Consider the following 15,364-nt stretch of genomic DNA (forward strand, 5'->3'; position numbering starts at 1 on the left):
CTGGAGGAGTACCACCATGAACGCAAACGCCCCGAACACTGCCAGTTGCACCACCTGCTGCGTATGCTGCAAAGAAATTCCGCTCGATGCCGCCTTCACCCCGGAAGGCGCGGAATACGTCGAACATTTCTGCGGGCTGGATTGCTATGAACGCTTCCAGGCACGCGCCAAGGCCGCGACAGAATCTGACATTGCGCCTGTCCCTGGCGGTTCGCAGCCGTCAGATTGAGGCATACCCTAACTTGATGTCAGATGCCATGTGCAAACGATGTCAGAATAGAGTTAAATTTCCTATTGATTGACATATTCCGTCAAAGGTAATAGATTTCATCCTGACACTTTTGCCTTTGGAGGCATCTTGCAAGGTCAACGCATCGGCTATGTCCGCGTCAGCAGCTTCGACCAGAACCCGGAACGGCAATTGGAGGGTGTTCAGGTGGCGCGGGTGTTCACCGACAAGGCTTCTGGCAAGGACACCCAGCGTCCCGAGCTGGAAAGGCTGCTGGCCTTCGTCCGCGAGGGCGACACCGTGGTGGTGCATAGCATGGACAGGCTGGCACGCAACCTTGATGACCTGCGCCGCATCGTCCAAGGGCTGACACAACGGGGCGTGCGCATGGAGTTCGTCAAAGAAGGGCTGAAGTTCACCGGCGAGGACTCACCGATGGCCAATCTGATGCTGTCGGTCATGGGAGCCTTCGCTGAGTTCGAGCGCGCCCTGATCCGCGAACGTCAGCGCGAGGGAATCGTGCTGGCCAAGCAGCGCGGTGCCTACCGGGGACGAAAGAAATCGCTGAACAGCGAACAAATTGCCGAGTTGAAACGGCGAGTTGCGGCAGGCGACCAAAAAACCTTGGTGGCCCGTGACTTCGGCATCAGCCGCGAAACCTTGTACCAGTACCTGCGGGAAGACTGACCATGCCACGCCGCTCAATCCTGTCCGCCACCGAGCGCGAAAGCCTGCTGGCACTGCCAGATGCCAAAGACGAACTGATACGGCACTACACGTTCAACGAAACCGACCTGTCGGTGATCCGTCAGCGTCGCGGCGCCGCGAATCGATTGGGCTTCGCTGTGCAGCTTTGCTACTTGCGATTCCCTGGCACCTTTTTGGGCGTCGATGAGCCTCCGTTTCCGCCCCTGTTGCGCATGGTGGCCGCGCAACTCAAGATGCCAGTGGAAAGTTGGAGCGAGTACGGCCAGCGCGAACAGACACGGCGGGAGCACTTGGTCGAGCTGCAAACGGTTTTTGGGTTCAAGCCCTTCACCATGAGCCACTATCGGCAAGCCGTGCATACATTGACCGAGCTGGCCTTGCAGACCGACAAAGGCATCGTGCTGGCGAGCGCACTTGTCGAGAATCTGCGGCGGCAGAGCATTATCCTGCCCGCCATGAATGCCATCGAGCGCGCAAGCGCCGAGGCCATCACCCGTGCCAACCGACGCATTTACGCGGCGCTGACCGATTCTTTGTTATCACCCCACCGTCAGCGCCTGGACGAACTTCTCAAGCGCAAGGACGGCAGTAAAGTGACGTGGCTGGCATGGCTGCGCCAGTCGCCTGCCAAACCGAACTCTCGCCACATGCTCGAACATATTGAGCGCCTGAAATCCTGGCAAGCACTTGATCTGCCCGCAGGCATCGAGCGGCAGGTTCACCAGAACCGCCTGCTCAAAATCGCTCGTGAAGGTGGCCAGATGACGCCTGCTGATCTGGCAAAGTTCGAGGTGCAACGACGCTATGCCACGCTGGTAGCGCTGGCCATCGAAGGCATGGCCACCGTCACCGATGAAATCATCGACCTTCACGATCGCATCATCGGCAAGCTGTTCAACGCGGCCAAGAACAAGCATCAGCAGCAGTTCCAGGCTTCCGGCAAGGCGATCAACGACAAGGTGCGGATGTATGGGCGCATCGGTCAAGCGTTGATTGAGGCCAAGCAAAGCGGCAGCGATCCGTTCGCCGCCATCGAGGCCGTTATGCCCTGGGACACCTTCGCCGCCAGCGTCACCGAAGCGCAAACATTGGCGCGGCCTGCCGACTTTGATTTCCTGCACCACATCGGTGAAAGCTATGCCACGCTACGCCGCTACGCGCCGCAGTTCCTGGGCGTGCTCAAATTGCGGGCTGCGCCCGCCGCCAAGGGTGTGCTCGATGCCATCGACATGCTGCGCGGCATGAACAGCGACAGCGCGCGCAAGGTGCCCGCCGATGCGCCAACCGCATTCATCAAGCCGCGCTGGGCAAAGCTGGTTCTGACCGACGACGGCATCGACCGGCGTTACTACGAGTTATGCGCCCTGTCGGAGCTGAAGAACGCGCTGCGCTCCGGTGATGTCTGGGTGCAGGGTTCTCGCCAGTTCAAGGACTTCGACGAATACCTGGTGCCGGTCGAGAAGTTCGCCACTTTGAAGCTGGCCAGCGAATTGCCGCTGGCAGTGGCCACCGACTGCGACCAATACCTGCATGACCGGTTGGAATTGTTGGAGGCGCAACTCGCCACAGTCAACCGCATGGCTGCGGCCAACGACTTACCGGATGCCATCATCACCACCGCGTCAGGCCTGAAGATCACGCCGCTGGACGCGGCAGTACCAGACGCCGCGCAAGCCATGATCGACCAGACAGCTATGCTGCTGCCGCACCTCAAAATCACCGAGTTGCTGATGGAGGTCGATGAATGGACGGGCTTCACCCGCCACTTCACACACCTGAAGACCAGCGACACGGCCAAGGACAAAACCTTGCTGTTGACGACGATCCTGGCCGACGCGATCAACCTGGGTCTGACCAAAATGGCCGAGTCCTGCCCTGGCACCACCTACGCCAAGCTGTCTTGGCTGCAAGCCTGGCACATCCGCGATGAAACCTATTCGACGGCGCTGGCCGAGCTGGTGAATGCGCAGTTTCGGCAACCCTTCGCCGGCAACTGGGGTGACGGCACCACGTCATCGTCGGACGGCCAGAACTTCAGAACCGGCAGCAAAGCAGAAAGCACTGGTCATATCAACCCGAAGTATGGAAGCAGTCCAGGACGGACTTTCTACACCCATATCTCCGACCAGTACGCGCCCTTCAGTGCCAAGGTGGTCAACGTGGGCATTCGTGATTCAACTTACGTGCTTGATGGCCTGCTGTACCACGAGTCGGACTTGCGCATCGAGGAACACTACACCGACACGGCAGGCTTCACCGATCACGTGTTTGGCTTGATGCATTTGCTGGGATTTCGCTTCGCGCCGCGTATCCGTGACTTGGGCGAAACCAAGCTATTCATCCCCAAGGGCGATGCCGCCTATGACGCGCTCAAGCCGATGATTAGCAGCGACAGGCTGAACATCAAGCAAATACGCGCCCATTGGGATGAAATTCTGCGGCTGGCCACCTCCATCAAGCAAGGCACGGTAACGGCTTCGCTGATGCTGCGCAAACTCGGCAGCTACCCGCGCCAGAACGGCTTGGCCGTGGCGTTGCGCGAGCTGGGGCGCATCGAGCGCACGCTGTTCATTTTGGATTGGCTGCAAAGCGTGGAGCTGCGCCGCCGCGTCCATGCGGGGCTGAATAAGGGCGAGGCGCGCAACGCGCTGGCCAGGGCGGTCTTCTTCTACCGATTGGGTGAAATCCGCGACCGCAGTTTTGAGCAGCAGCGCTACCGGGCCAGCGGCCTCAATCTGGTGACGGCGGCCATCGTGTTGTGGAACACGGTATATCTGGAGCGTGCCACCAGTGCTTTGCGTGGCAACGGCACGGCGCTGGACGACACATTGTTGCAATATCTGTCGCCGCTGGGGTGGGAGCACATCAACCTGACCGGCGATTACCTATGGCGCAGCAGCGCCAAGCTCGGTGCGGGGAAGTTTAGGCCATTGCGACCGCTGCCACCGGCTTAGCGTGCTTTATTTAATGAGATGGTCACTCCCTCCTTCCCGGTACTATGCTGAGGACAGGCTTTCATTCGGAGAACTATCATGGAAAACATTGCGCTCATTGGTATCGATCTGGGTAAAAACTCTTTCCATATTCATTGCCAGGATCGTCGCGGGAAGGCTGTTTACCGTAAAAAATTTACCCGGCCAAAGTTGATCGAATTTTTGGCGACATGCCCCGCTACAACCATCGCAATGGAAGCCTGTGGCGGTTCTCACTTTATGGCACGCAAGTTGGAAGAGTTGGGGCATTCCCCAAAGCTGATATCACCACAATTTGTCCGCCCGTTCGTTAAAAGCAATAAAAACGACTTTGTCGACGCCGAAGCTATTTGTGAAGCTGCATCGCGTCCGTCTATGCGTTTTGTGCAGCCCAGAACGGAATCTCAGCAGGCAATGCGGGCTCTGCATCGTGTCCGTGAATCCCTGGTTCAGGATAAGGTAAAAACAACCAATCAAATGCATGCTTTTCTGCTGGAATTTGGCATTAGCGTTCCCCGAGGAGCTGCCGTTATTAGCCGACTGAGTACCATTCTTGAGGATAATAGTTTGCCTCTTTACCTCAGCCAGTTATTGCTGAAATTACAACAGCATTATCACTATCTTGTTGAGCAGATTAAAGATTTGGAATCCCAGTTGAAACGAAAGTTGGACGAAGATGAGGTTGGACAGCGCTTGCTGAGCATTCCCTGCGTCGGAACACTGACAGCGAGTACTATTTCAACTGAGATTGGCGACGGGAAGCAGTACGCCAGCAGCCGTGACTTTGCGGCGGCAACAGGGCTTGTACCTCGGCAGTACAGCACGGGAGGTAGGACGACATTGCTGGGAATTAGTAAGCGAGGTAATAAAAAGATCCGAACTTTGTTGGTTCAATGTGCCAGGGTATTCATACAAAAACTGGAACACCAGTCTGGCAAATTGGCCGATTGGGTCAGGGATTTACTGTGCCGGAAAAGCAACTTTGTCGTCACTTGTGCTCTGGCAAACAAGCTGGCCAGAATAGCCTGGGCCCTAACGGCACGACAGCAAACTTATGTAGCATAACGGCAGAAATACACCGGTTTAAAGAATTACTGATCTGGTTTTGCGAATACTGATATTGATGATACTAACGGCCCACCGGCCTGTTGAGGAACCTGTAAAACGGAAAGGCTCATTGAAGCCGTATATTTTCTGGAGGTTCATCAGGCGCGGAACTCATCAAGGCGCGGGAATAAAATCCCATTCAGACGCCGGATAGATTCAAGCAAGCCAACTTGTCGTCAAAATCGGTGTTGCAAAAACGGGAGTGACCATAGATCCGTTTTCCAAGCGGACCCCATATAAACATACGTTGGCAGCCAGGAGCGGGATTCACGATCCCAGGTGCGTTCTTCCGCAAGGCCCAGAACGCCAAACCGTACCTGTTCCTCAATAAGCCGTGAAAGGCGTGACACCGTCACCTCCGTTTCAGGAATGACATTGCCTTTTGCGTCCTTTGCACTGAGTTCTTTTGCAAGACGGGTGATACACATGCCAACGGTATGCTTGCCGGCATCACAGAAGCTGATGAGCACTGGCCAGAGCGCATCGAGCAGGCGCTGACGTTCCGGACGGAAGCCATATTTACGTCCCGCTTTACGGCGGCCGGCAACATAGAGAGGGTGACGGGAAACATGCATGCGCAGGCTGACCTGCCCCGTTTCTTTGTCTTTTTTCACCAGGCGATTGTAGGCATGACCGAGCTGTCCGGAGAGCTTTTTATAATGCTCAGGACGGAACCAGGACGGGTTTTCACATTTGGCTTTTGTGGAGTGTTCACCGCGCTTACGGCGGGTCCGCTTTTTGACCGGCTCAGTAAGAAAATTATCCTGTGTGCCGGCATCGACGTCCTGCCAGAAACGGATTAACTCTTCGGCCGGAAGCTCAGACCAGTGAACAGAAATCTGCTTGTCATTCACGGCGGCCTGTTCTTATGGCGGCCGGGTGTTGTTTTCTATGGTGCATGCGTTATAATCCTTCACAGGCAACGCGCCTGCTTTTGGACCCCCTGATATCTGACGTTCCGCCAAGTTCGTAGCAGATATCGGGGGGTTTGTGCATTCAGGCTCCGGGAAATCCCGTCACCTGCTCCTGAACGTTTTACTGGACACGTCCTGTCCCTGTCTGTTTCCGGAAGTCCGCATTTCTTCCGTAAAACCATCTTCTGCCACCCGCCTGCCTCACCACAAAGCAGTCAAACCGTCAGTTTGAGTTAGGTCACAAAAGTAATCTGAATCAACAATCTGTCCCACCACAAGACGATCGCTGACGATCCGAATACTACCTTCTCGCTGGCAATATTTCCAGATGTCAGGCCAGATTAGCGTTCATTGTTTGCGTGCTAATTGTCCTGAAGGGACGTTTAACCGGCAGCGCTCGCCGCAGTATCAGGCCGGCAGGTCTGATCGAGGAAGCGCAGGAGAACGGAACAGGAAGATGGCATTTACGCGCGGAACATGAAAAACAGTCTCTGGCGGGAGACGTTCTTCGGACTGAGGATCATTTCACCCTGGTGGCTTTCCGGATTGCAGCCTGGAGTTTTTCAGCGGTAACGGCTTCCGGGAAGACCGTGATGGTGTCAGGAGTGGCTCCGCTAACGGGCATGACGATGATCCCCGGCGTTCCGGTGAGTCCCAGCGCCTCTGCCAGGTTACTATTTTTCTCAAGGGACGCGGTATGGTCGCCAGGAGCTGGAGTGGTCAGCCCCGCCTTTGACGCTGCCCCGTGAATATCCTCCGCCGTCAGCTTGCCTTCATTATGGCCGGTGGCGTAGATGGCATTGTGATAGGTGACATAGGCCTGCGGCCCTTTCTTTTGCCAGACCGTCAGCCCCTGCTGCGCTGCCTGAAGTGAGGCTTCCCAGCGACCACCAAAAATTGGCCACTCCTTAAAGAGGTAGCGGACGTCCGGCTGCGCTTTCATGACCTTCTCCAGCTCCGGCGCGAAGCGGCTGCAGAACACGCACTGGTAATCAAAGAATTCAATCACCGCGACCTTTGCATTATCAGGACCGTAAACCGGTGTGTCCGGATCATGCAGAAGGTTCGCCTGATTCTCCATCACGCTGAGTGCAAACATCTTCTGCTTACGTGCCTCCTGCTGTTCCTGCAGCTTATGACTGACCGTTACCAGTATCTCCGGGTGGGACACCAGGTAGTCTGCTGCGATTTCCCCGATACGGGCCTCCTGCTCCGGGCTGAAGACTAGCTGCGGGGCCGAAGCGTGTGCCGTTGCAATAAAGCCTATGTATGTTGTAACTATTAATGCAGCTAATTTGTGTACTTTCATCGTCTGAGTCTCATGGTTAAAAGGGAGATTAACGTTCTTTCTGAATGGTACGGGTGAGGGTCTGTTCTTCTCGCTCCGGCATGCGGCCGCGCTCGCTATTTTCGGGTTGCCGGATAATATCCCGCTCGGTATTGGCCAGCTCATTCACAATGCGGCTGACTCCCGCACGTTCCGAAGCAACTTTGCTGGCCAATGGTTCCTTTTCTGCCCTGATATGACGGCCAATCTCATCGTGGCTAACGCTGTCCGAGCTGGCAACCTGAATGAGCACTTTTCCGGCAGGAATCGTTGGCTCATTCCGGTCGTCAACCTCAAGCATCCCGGGCGTAATACGCACCGCGTCCTCCACCGGCACAACAATACGCTCCTGAGTCTCACTCTTTTCTTTTTCCGCTTTAACGGCTTTGTTAAGCATGTCTTTTTCCGTCTGTCGTGTGGTTTCCTCCTGGTCACGGATCAGTTTGTGTTCTGATGCGGCCTCCGTAACGATACCTCCGCTGACTTTCAGCAGATGTGCTGATGGTGGCTCATCGCCGGTCTGCCAGACCACACCATCCTTCGGGTGATGTCGTACTGCATCAAGCGCGGCCGCCAGGTCACTGGCCACAATCGTGTTGCCTGACTGGCTTCGCTGCAGTACCGCACCACGGGCACGTTCTGTCATGACCATCCGGGTCTCCCCCTGTGTCATCCGCCCTTCCGGGCTGGCAACCAGGGAAACCAGAGCCAGGCCCGCACTCCGGCCGTTGTTGTCATACACCGGCAGCGCCAGCGCCGGTTCGGGAAAGCGCCGGGTGGCCGGGATGATTTTTGCCGTCAGTGACGCGTCCTGCATGCCCTGATGGCGCACCCAGGCGCGGCCCATGGCCGTTTTATTCACCGGCTGTCCCATTGCCCAGATGGCTTTCGCCTGTTTACGCTGCGTTTCTGGCGCCAGCGCATCGTGCGCCGTTTTGATATCCCGCTCCGGCGTTTTTACCGCCTTAACCCAGTCCGCCTTCCCGTCGGTATAAATCTGGACGTGCTCTTTCACGCGCGAGGCCGAGATGTAGAAGGCGCAACGGGAGGCAAGTGCCTTACGCCCGCCTTCCGTGCCCTCAAGCGCAATGACATAGTCGCTACTGGCCCCCTGAGCACCGTACCCGGTGACGGCCCAGCCGTAGTCAATATGCTGCTGCGCCCTGACCGCCTGAGGATTGATGGTAATGCGGCCGTTTTCCCCCTTCAGACGAATATTGCCCGTTTCGCTGACCGACTCGACCGTATAGCGCTGGCTGGCCATCTGTCCCTGCTCCTTGTCTGTCGCCGTGAACTTCAGCAGATCGCCGGCACGGACTTCCCTCTCGCTGCGGCGAAACAGCTGCACGTCGCCGGTGATGAGTTCCTTCAGGGAATACAGTCCAATCTTCCCCTCCTCATCGCGTACCGTGACCGTACTGCCGTTGCGGTCAACGGCCAGCACGTCCTGGTAACGATCGCCGCGTTTAACCACCATCCCGGCTTCCCAGGCATCGGTTTTATTGAACTCATGACGGGTGTGGGTGATTTTATCGAGCACCGGCACCGTAATGGCCTTCTCCCCCAGTTCTCCCCGGGCAGCCAGCACAGCATGAATGCCGGCATTTACCGCACGACGGTCGGCGTTCAGCTGGGTGATAATGAGGGTACGGGACCGCGCCTCCGGCGTCCGGTCCGTCCAGTCAGCCACGATGTCGTTAACAGGCGTCTCCGTTTCCTGAATGGCACTCCCCGGGAGCGAGGCTGAAGCGCTACGCGCCACACGGTCAGCCGGCTGGGTTTCAATGCGCTGCAGGGCCGCATCGATCCGGTTATCAATGATGTCGTGAACGGCACCGCGCAGCTGCAGGTCTTTCTGGCGGACGATTTGCTTCATGATGGCCACATCCATCGGGCTGCGCTCCTGCATCAGCTTAAACGGTGCGCCCACGTCGACCGATTCAAACTGGTCGATATCCCCCATCGAGACCGCGCGACCGCCGCCGCTGGCAATGGCCTGGAACAGTGCCGCCGTATCCTGGTTGCCTGCCATTGAGGACTCATCGATAAGAAACACCTGTCCTTTATAGTCGGGCTTACCGCCTGCGGCCGTCGCCTGGTCATGTTCAACGATAAAAGATTTGATGGTCTGCGCCCGGACACCGACGTCGCTCATCTCCTTCACCGCCTGGTGCGTCGGGGCAAGCCCCGTCATCACCGGACGAACGTCCGCCGGTATGGTCTCCAGTGCAGATATCACCGCCTTCAGCTGCGTGGTTTTCCCCACGCCGGCATAGCCCTGAATCCCGATAAACTGATCCGTGGTTCCCAGCACCAGGGTGGTCGCCTTTTTCTGGCCATCGGTGAGTCCGTTCAGCACGGCTTCCGGTACCTGTTCCAGCAACGGCTGCTGTGTGCCTTTCCCTTCCTCCACCACACGCAGAATGGCTTTCTCCATCTCCCAGGTGGACCGGGAAACCAGTACCGGCTCTCCCCCTGCGGATACGGACAACAGCTCGCCATTTTTAATCATCGCGCCAATTTCATTCCCGATAGCTTCAAGGTCGGGATGATATTTCTGCGCTTCCGTCGCCAGCTTCAGTTCGCTGAATACCACAGTGCGCTGGTCATTGATGGCACGCCAGACGGCCAGCCCGGCGTCCGTCCGGACGCTGTCATGCAGTGAATCCACCGCCTGACTGATGTCCTGGTGACCGCTCAGGTTTCTGACCAGCTGCACGGGAGAGGCACTGGTCTTCATGCGCTGCAGCCGGGCTTCAGCCCGGTCCTGTACTTCGGCTGTGAACACTTCCGCCCGGTGGCCACTCTGTGCCAGCGAATTCATGGTCTGGGTCGATATGTCGCGGCTGTTCAGTGCGGCCAGCACCACACCGGTGTCGTTATCCCGGCCGCCCGGCGCGGTCACGTAGGCATGCGACAGGTAGAGCGGCTGGTCTTTTGGCAGCGTCAGGGTCTCTTCCCCCCGTTTCACCTCAATCCCCTTTTCACTTATCCCGGTCACCTCAAGACGGTCTTTTGCCTTCAGGCTGTGCTCACGATCCCCCGCCACGGCCAGCAGTTTTTCGCCGGTGGCCACACTGAGGGTTTCGCGGCTGAAGAGACGCCAGTCAGCGCTGATATCGCCGATTTTCATCCGGGTCAGCACGCCGTCCCCGTCGATGAGCGAGAGGACTCGCGTGTCCTCATGCACCCGGTCAATCACATACGACTTACGCGCTTTTGCGTCCGTGCGATCTTCAAGTACCATCCCGGGACGGTATGAACCGGGCATGCGGCGCGTTTTGCTGTCGAGCCAGACCGGCTGCCGGGCCTCTATCTCCACGCCGTCGCGCCCCAGCTGTCCTGCGTTCTGCAGCGCCTCACGTACCAGGCCCGTCAGCTGTGCCTGTTCACGCCTGCCGACCACAACGGCGGTGACGTTTTCAGTTCCTCCGCTCAGCTCTGCAAACCGGTTGGCCAGCGCCTCGTAACGGTCGCGTTTGTTCGGAATACTGACCACTTCGGCCTCAAGCCCGGGCGCCGGCTCCGTGCGGCGGGAGCGGGCAACCCCCGCGGACTCCAGCACGGACATGGCGTTACCGTTCGCCTGACGTCCGGCACTGTCGAGAAAGACCAGCTGTGCATCCTGCGCGCGCGCTTCGCCCAGCAGAACCAGCGTCTCCTTTAACCCCAGACGCTCTGCCCCTTCGATAATCAGCGTGCTCTGGGGTTTCAGGTGGAAATCACCGCTCAGAACATGCTGCCGGCTGATGATCCGTTCCCGCAAATCGTCGGATTTCGCCAGCGAAATGGCGCGCTCGGCAGAGCTGGCCAGCACCTGCACGTCACGACCGTTCGCGCCGGCAATACCGGCCAGCTGCGCGGTCAGGTCACGGATACCCGCCACGCCTGACGGGGCATTCATCAGAACCAGGGCGTCTTTCTCCACCACTTCCAGCGCCGCCGGCGCGTACTGCGCCGGGCGGGTGAAACTGACGACTTTTGTGGATTTGAGATGTTCCTGACTCAGCGCCTGGATCGAGAGTTCATCAAGCAGGTGAATACGGGAGGTAAAGACCCCTTTCTCACTGTCCAGCGGTACAATCATGCCGTCCTTCAGCGCCGCATCGATGGCCACACGAATTTCCTGAATCTCCGGCAGCTGTTCACTCAGCTCAGCGGTGGTCATCATCAGCTCGCCAAAGGTGAAGCGCGTTTTACTGTCGCTGAGCTGCGAGATGGCCAGCCGGACAGACTCAGTCAGTTCCGGGCGGGGTATTTCAGTGTCCAGCTGCGCTGCAGGAACGCTCCTGGTCGCCGGCGTCTTTTCGGGGCCGGTCTGTACCGTCTGACGCAGTGTGTCAGCCGGCTGTGTTACAGCCTGACGGGACTGGCTCTCCCGTTCTGCGGGTTGAGCAGGTGTATCGACGCTCTTTTCTGCCCTGGACGACGTCTGCAGAGAAGCCAGCTCAGGCCCGGCAGGAACCGGCTTAGCCTGGTGATCTCGCTCCGGCTGAGGCGCGGTCTCACGAAGACCTGCATCACGCGGCACCACGCTCTCCTGATACGCCTTCAGGTCAAATCCCTTCTCCTTCATCTGGCCCAGCCAGCGTTCCATCAGGCGCATCCTCGAAGGGTCGACTTTCGCCCTGCGGGTGTCTTTGGCGGCCACATCCCGGCTGCGCAGCGTGGCTTCAGCCCCCACGGCACCCTGAATTTCCCTGCCCCGGGAGGAATATTCGTCCCTGACGTCTTCCGGAACGCCCTTAATCTCCCACATGCCATGCTTGCCTACTTCTTCCACTTCATGGCCGAGCGCTTCAACCCGCTCACGCAGCGCGCTGCGATAAATTTTCCCAAGCGTGACCTGATGCTTCATGACGGTTTCGATAAAGCCCGCGTTATGGATATAGTCCGTGGCCAGGGCTTTCCATTTGCCCGTATACTCCGTCATGTTGGCAATCAGGAGATGGGTGTGCAGCTGCGGGTCAAGATTACGTGACGTGTCATGCGTGTAAGCAGCTGCCACCATCTTGCCGGTGTGTACGATGGACGTGACGCCGTCTTTCGTGTCGCGGGCCGAGATGAGCTTCTCCACATAGCCGGCCGCCACACGGACCGCGTGGTTATGTGCTTCCACCATTTCTTTATCGTTGCCGATAAGTGCCAGAATGGACACGCTTTTGGGGGCGGAAAAGGTCAGGTCATGGCCGGGACGGTGGACGTGCTGTCCGTTAACCTCCTTGCCAAGCCGTGAGCCGTCCGGCAGGCGGCCCTCGAGGACGGCCGTGAGATCATCGCCACGGACATTGCCCTCAAGGCCCAGCGCTTTTGCACCTTCCCCCATCCAGAGGCTCTGAAGGCTGCCCAGAAAATAGTAGTTATCGGAATTGCTGTAGTAGCCTGCAGCCTCGCCGGCTGACGCTACTGGGGCGACTGACATCATAATTCAGGCTCTCTGTCGTAATAGTAATGGTCGTTTTCGTCGTAACCCGGGTCGTCCGCGTGACGGTGAATTAAAATGTTCTCTTCTTCCTGCGCCAGCTGCCGGTGAGTACCGTGGGCTTCATCCGGGGTTTTCGGTGTCACTGGCTTCCCTGCCGTCGTCACACTCAGGCCGCCGTCAGGCAGTGCCGTCACTTTCATGTCGAGGTTCATGGACTCACCGCCGTTTTCCTCTGTCTGCGGATCGCTTTCCGAAGAGGCCGGCCGCTGGCGTGCCCTGTGCAGCATGCTCAGAGGTGAGGCGACAGGTGGTTCCGGTACATGATGTCGGTTTCGCAGGGCCTTGAGGGCATCGGGCATTGTTTGTACAGAGTCAGCGGTACCCGGGTGACCGGTCACTCCGGGAGAGACCGGTAATTTGCCCGGTGCTTCAGTCGGTTTTTTCATTGCGCCAACAGAACGGAGAGAAACAACGTTATCTTTTTTCTCTGCAATGACAGGAGGTGTCACCGTGTTGTGTTTTCCGCCCCCCTCTTCCGGTACGACTGTCGCAGAACCGGAGATAACAGGCTCCATGACAGCAACCTGTTTCCGTTCAGGCACTGTGCCCTGAGGAGGCTTCGGCGCTGTCTCTGGTGTTGCTGTCTTTTTTTCGACGGGCGATGATGCCGGCGTACCGGCAGAAGCAACATGAGCCGTACCGTCAGCTGCGGCTGACATTTCGCTTCCCTTCTCCAGCACTTCTTCACCGGTCGGGAACGTCAGACCGGCAGCTGCCGCTGCGCGCTCGTTCTCCTGAATAACCCTCTCAAGCTCCGGACTGAGCGCATCGCGGATATTGCGCTCAATGAGGCCTGCCTGCCGTTTCTTCAGCGCGCGATATTTCAGCTTCAGACGGACGACCGGATACTCCCCCGGGAGGCGCACATAAAAGTTGAGGTTCGGCAGACGCATGATCTGCTCGTAGTCGACAATCGGGTTATTGACCTCGTCCTTACCGAGGGACACACCGTCACGCACCTGGTCCAGACCGTAGCTGTTCTGCTCGCGGATTTTGCGCTTACGCTGGTTGCCCAGCTCCTCTTCCACCACTTTGGCCATCTCCGCACTCGGTGAGCGGCCGTACATACGGGTGTTCATCAGGTCGAAGATACTTTTGGCCAGCTCGCGGCCGTAGACGTGAACCAGCTGGGCCATGTTCTGCATCCCCAGCACGAAACATCCGCCAAACTTACGCGCCTCGGCAAGCGTCTCGGCCAGCTCGGGGATGCGCTGCAGGCTGGGGGCTTCATCGATAATGAACCATACGCGGCGGTCGCTGTTCTCTCCCATGCTCTGCAGCATCAGCGTGGCCAGAGATACCCACAGTGAGATCAGCGGGCGTACACTCTTGCGGTGACGGGCCTGTGTTGAAATAAACAGCCAGCTGCTGTCATAGCGCTCCTGCGTCATCCACTCCCGGATGGTGAACGGCGGCCTGGTGCCGTCATCCAGCCCCTGCAGATAGCGAAGGGCTTTGGCGTAGTTGGTTACCACTGAGCGAATGGAAATGGCCGTTTTCTCGATCTTCTCCTCAACCAGGTTGGCTGAGGGCGTGTTGGCCAGATAGTCACGCAGATTTTTCATGCTGAGGGACAGCAGGGTTTTGAGGAACTTCTCAATGCTCCGTTCCGGGTCCGTTGACATACGAATTGCAAGGTCGGCATAAATGGTTCTCGAGCTGGATACCCAGAACGGATCGGATTCCCCTTCTACCGGAATGAGGCTGGCGGCCAGGTTGTCGTAATCGACCGCGTCAACGCACTCACCCCACATCTGCCAGTTGGCACATCGCTCGTCGTGGGCGTTAAGGATAATATCGGTAGACGGGTTATAGTGGGTTTCTGTGAAGGTACAACCTGAGTCGTAGATGATGGCCCGGTCACCGCGTTTGCGGATGTAGTCGAGTAACCAGCGTATCAGCGTCGACTTCCCCACCCCGATAGTGCCATGCATCAGGAAGTTGAGTACCTCCGCCATCCTGACCATATGCAGATCACCCACGCGCAGGTCAGAGAACTCACCGTTTTTACGCAGGAGCTTGTTCACTTCAGCTGGCTTATCAGTCAGCTGCATCCCGGAAATGTATTCATCTTCACTTTCCTTTCTGCCGATATTGGCGATAAACCAGGTCACGGCGATAAACACCACCATACAGAACAGCCCGCTGCCACCGGCTGCCCACTGCAGCTCACGCAGGCACTGGTCGCCCATCGCCTGCATGTACGGGTCGGTATAAATCTGCGGCAGGGTCATTTTGAGCACCATTGCCGTCGCCGTTGGCGCATACCAGTAGTGGACGTCGTAGATTTTTGGCGTTCCCGATGCCGGCATCAGGTCAATAAAGCTGCTGTTGATACTGGCGAACCACCACAGGGAACCGTTATCCAGGGCTTCCTGAGGGATTCGCCAGAGAAAGATGGCGGTAGTCAGTACGGCGAACAGGATGAAGATCCAGAATCCTATCCAGTTGTTCACCTGAATGAACATGCGCCAGCGGTAGGCGGTCATCTGCCCGCCCTGGGTGAGGTTTTTTCCTGCGAAGCTCATAGCGTGTTGTCCGGCCGTTATCGCATCACCTGCTCGGTGATGTGTGTTATCAGAGAAGAAACGTTGAAAAGGGTGATGAAAAAATGTGGTACCG

The 15,364-nt window shown here is 57.7% G+C and carries 7 protein-coding genes and 1 pseudogene; 4 read left to right on the plus strand and 4 right to left on the minus strand.

Annotation, left to right across the window (positions count from 1 at the left end; all coding sequences use genetic code 11):
* Window positions 1-16 precede the first annotated feature (16 nt).
* From RHN82_RS23400 to RHN82_RS23415, 4 genes are all read left to right on the plus strand, one after another.
* Window positions 17-229 carry a DUF3330 domain-containing protein gene (locus tag RHN82_RS23400; protein WP_000993245.1) on the plus strand — a complete coding sequence of 71 codons (213 nt, stop codon included), beginning with the start codon at window positions 17-19 and terminating at the stop codon, window positions 227-229.
* 129 nt (window positions 230-358) lie between these two features.
* Window positions 359-916 carry a recombinase family protein gene (locus RHN82_RS23405; protein ID WP_001162012.1) on the plus strand — a complete coding sequence of 186 codons (558 nt, stop codon included), beginning with the start codon at window positions 359-361 and terminating at the stop codon, window positions 914-916.
* A 2-nt stretch (window positions 917-918) separates the two neighbouring features.
* Window positions 919-3,891, plus strand: coding sequence for a Tn3 family transposase (locus RHN82_RS23410; RefSeq protein WP_047052694.1), 2,973 nt, complete (start codon window positions 919-921; stop codon window positions 3,889-3,891).
* A 78-nt stretch (window positions 3,892-3,969) separates the two neighbouring features.
* On the plus strand, window positions 3,970-4,974 hold the full coding sequence (locus RHN82_RS23415; protein ID WP_000427623.1) for an IS110-like element IS4321 family transposase: 1,005 nt from the start codon (window positions 3,970-3,972) through the stop codon (window positions 4,972-4,974).
* A 275-nt stretch (window positions 4,975-5,249) separates the two neighbouring features.
* Here RHN82_RS23415 and repA read toward each other — a convergent pair.
* The 4 genes and pseudogenes from repA to traD form a co-directional block, all read right to left on the minus strand.
* Window positions 5,250-5,870: pseudogene (gene repA, locus RHN82_RS23420) on the minus strand (plasmid replication initiator RepA); the annotation flags it as partial.
* Between the two features lie 580 nt (window positions 5,871-6,450).
* On the minus strand, window positions 6,451-7,239 hold the full coding sequence (locus RHN82_RS23425; protein WP_015572118.1) for a DsbA family protein: 789 nt from the start codon (window positions 7,237-7,239) through the stop codon (window positions 6,451-6,453).
* Window positions 7,240-7,267: 28 nt separating this feature from the next.
* The gene (gene traI / locus RHN82_RS23430; RefSeq protein WP_045418025.1) at window positions 7,268-12,682 is read right to left on the minus strand and encodes a conjugative transfer relaxase/helicase TraI; all 5,415 of its coding nucleotides are present in this window, start codon (window positions 12,680-12,682) and stop codon (window positions 7,268-7,270) included.
* On the minus strand, window positions 12,679-15,270 hold the full coding sequence (gene traD / locus RHN82_RS23435; RefSeq protein ID WP_015572116.1) for a type IV conjugative transfer system coupling protein TraD: 2,592 nt from the start codon (window positions 15,268-15,270) through the stop codon (window positions 12,679-12,681). The genes traI and traD overlap by 4 nt, the downstream gene beginning before the upstream one ends.
* Window positions 15,271-15,364: the final 94 nt, after the last annotated feature.

The sequence above is a fragment of the Enterobacter cloacae complex sp. EB5 genome (genome assembly GCF_031432835.1).
Lineage (GTDB): Bacteria > Pseudomonadota > Gammaproteobacteria > Enterobacterales > Enterobacteriaceae > Enterobacter > Enterobacter hormaechei_C.

Excerpts from the sequence above, each read along its gene's own strand:
- RHN82_RS23400 (WP_000993245.1), top strand. The coding sequence starts at position 17 with ATGAACGCAAACGCCCCGAACACTGCCAGTTGCACCACCTGCTGCGTA.
- RHN82_RS23410 (WP_047052694.1), top strand. The coding sequence starts at position 919 with ATGCCACGCCGCTCAATCCTGTCCGCCACCGAGCGCGAAAGCCTGCTG.
- RHN82_RS23415 (WP_000427623.1), top strand. The coding sequence starts at position 3,970 with ATGGAAAACATTGCGCTCATTGGTATCGATCTGGGTAAAAACTCTTTC.
- RHN82_RS23425 (WP_015572118.1), bottom strand. The coding sequence starts at position 7,239 with ATGAAAGTACACAAATTAGCTGCATTAATAGTTACAACATACATAGGC.
- traI (WP_045418025.1), bottom strand. The coding sequence starts at position 12,682 with ATGATGTCAGTCGCCCCAGTAGCGTCAGCCGGCGAGGCTGCAGGCTAC.
- traD (WP_015572116.1), bottom strand. The coding sequence starts at position 15,270 with ATGAGCTTCGCAGGAAAAAACCTCACCCAGGGCGGGCAGATGACCGCC.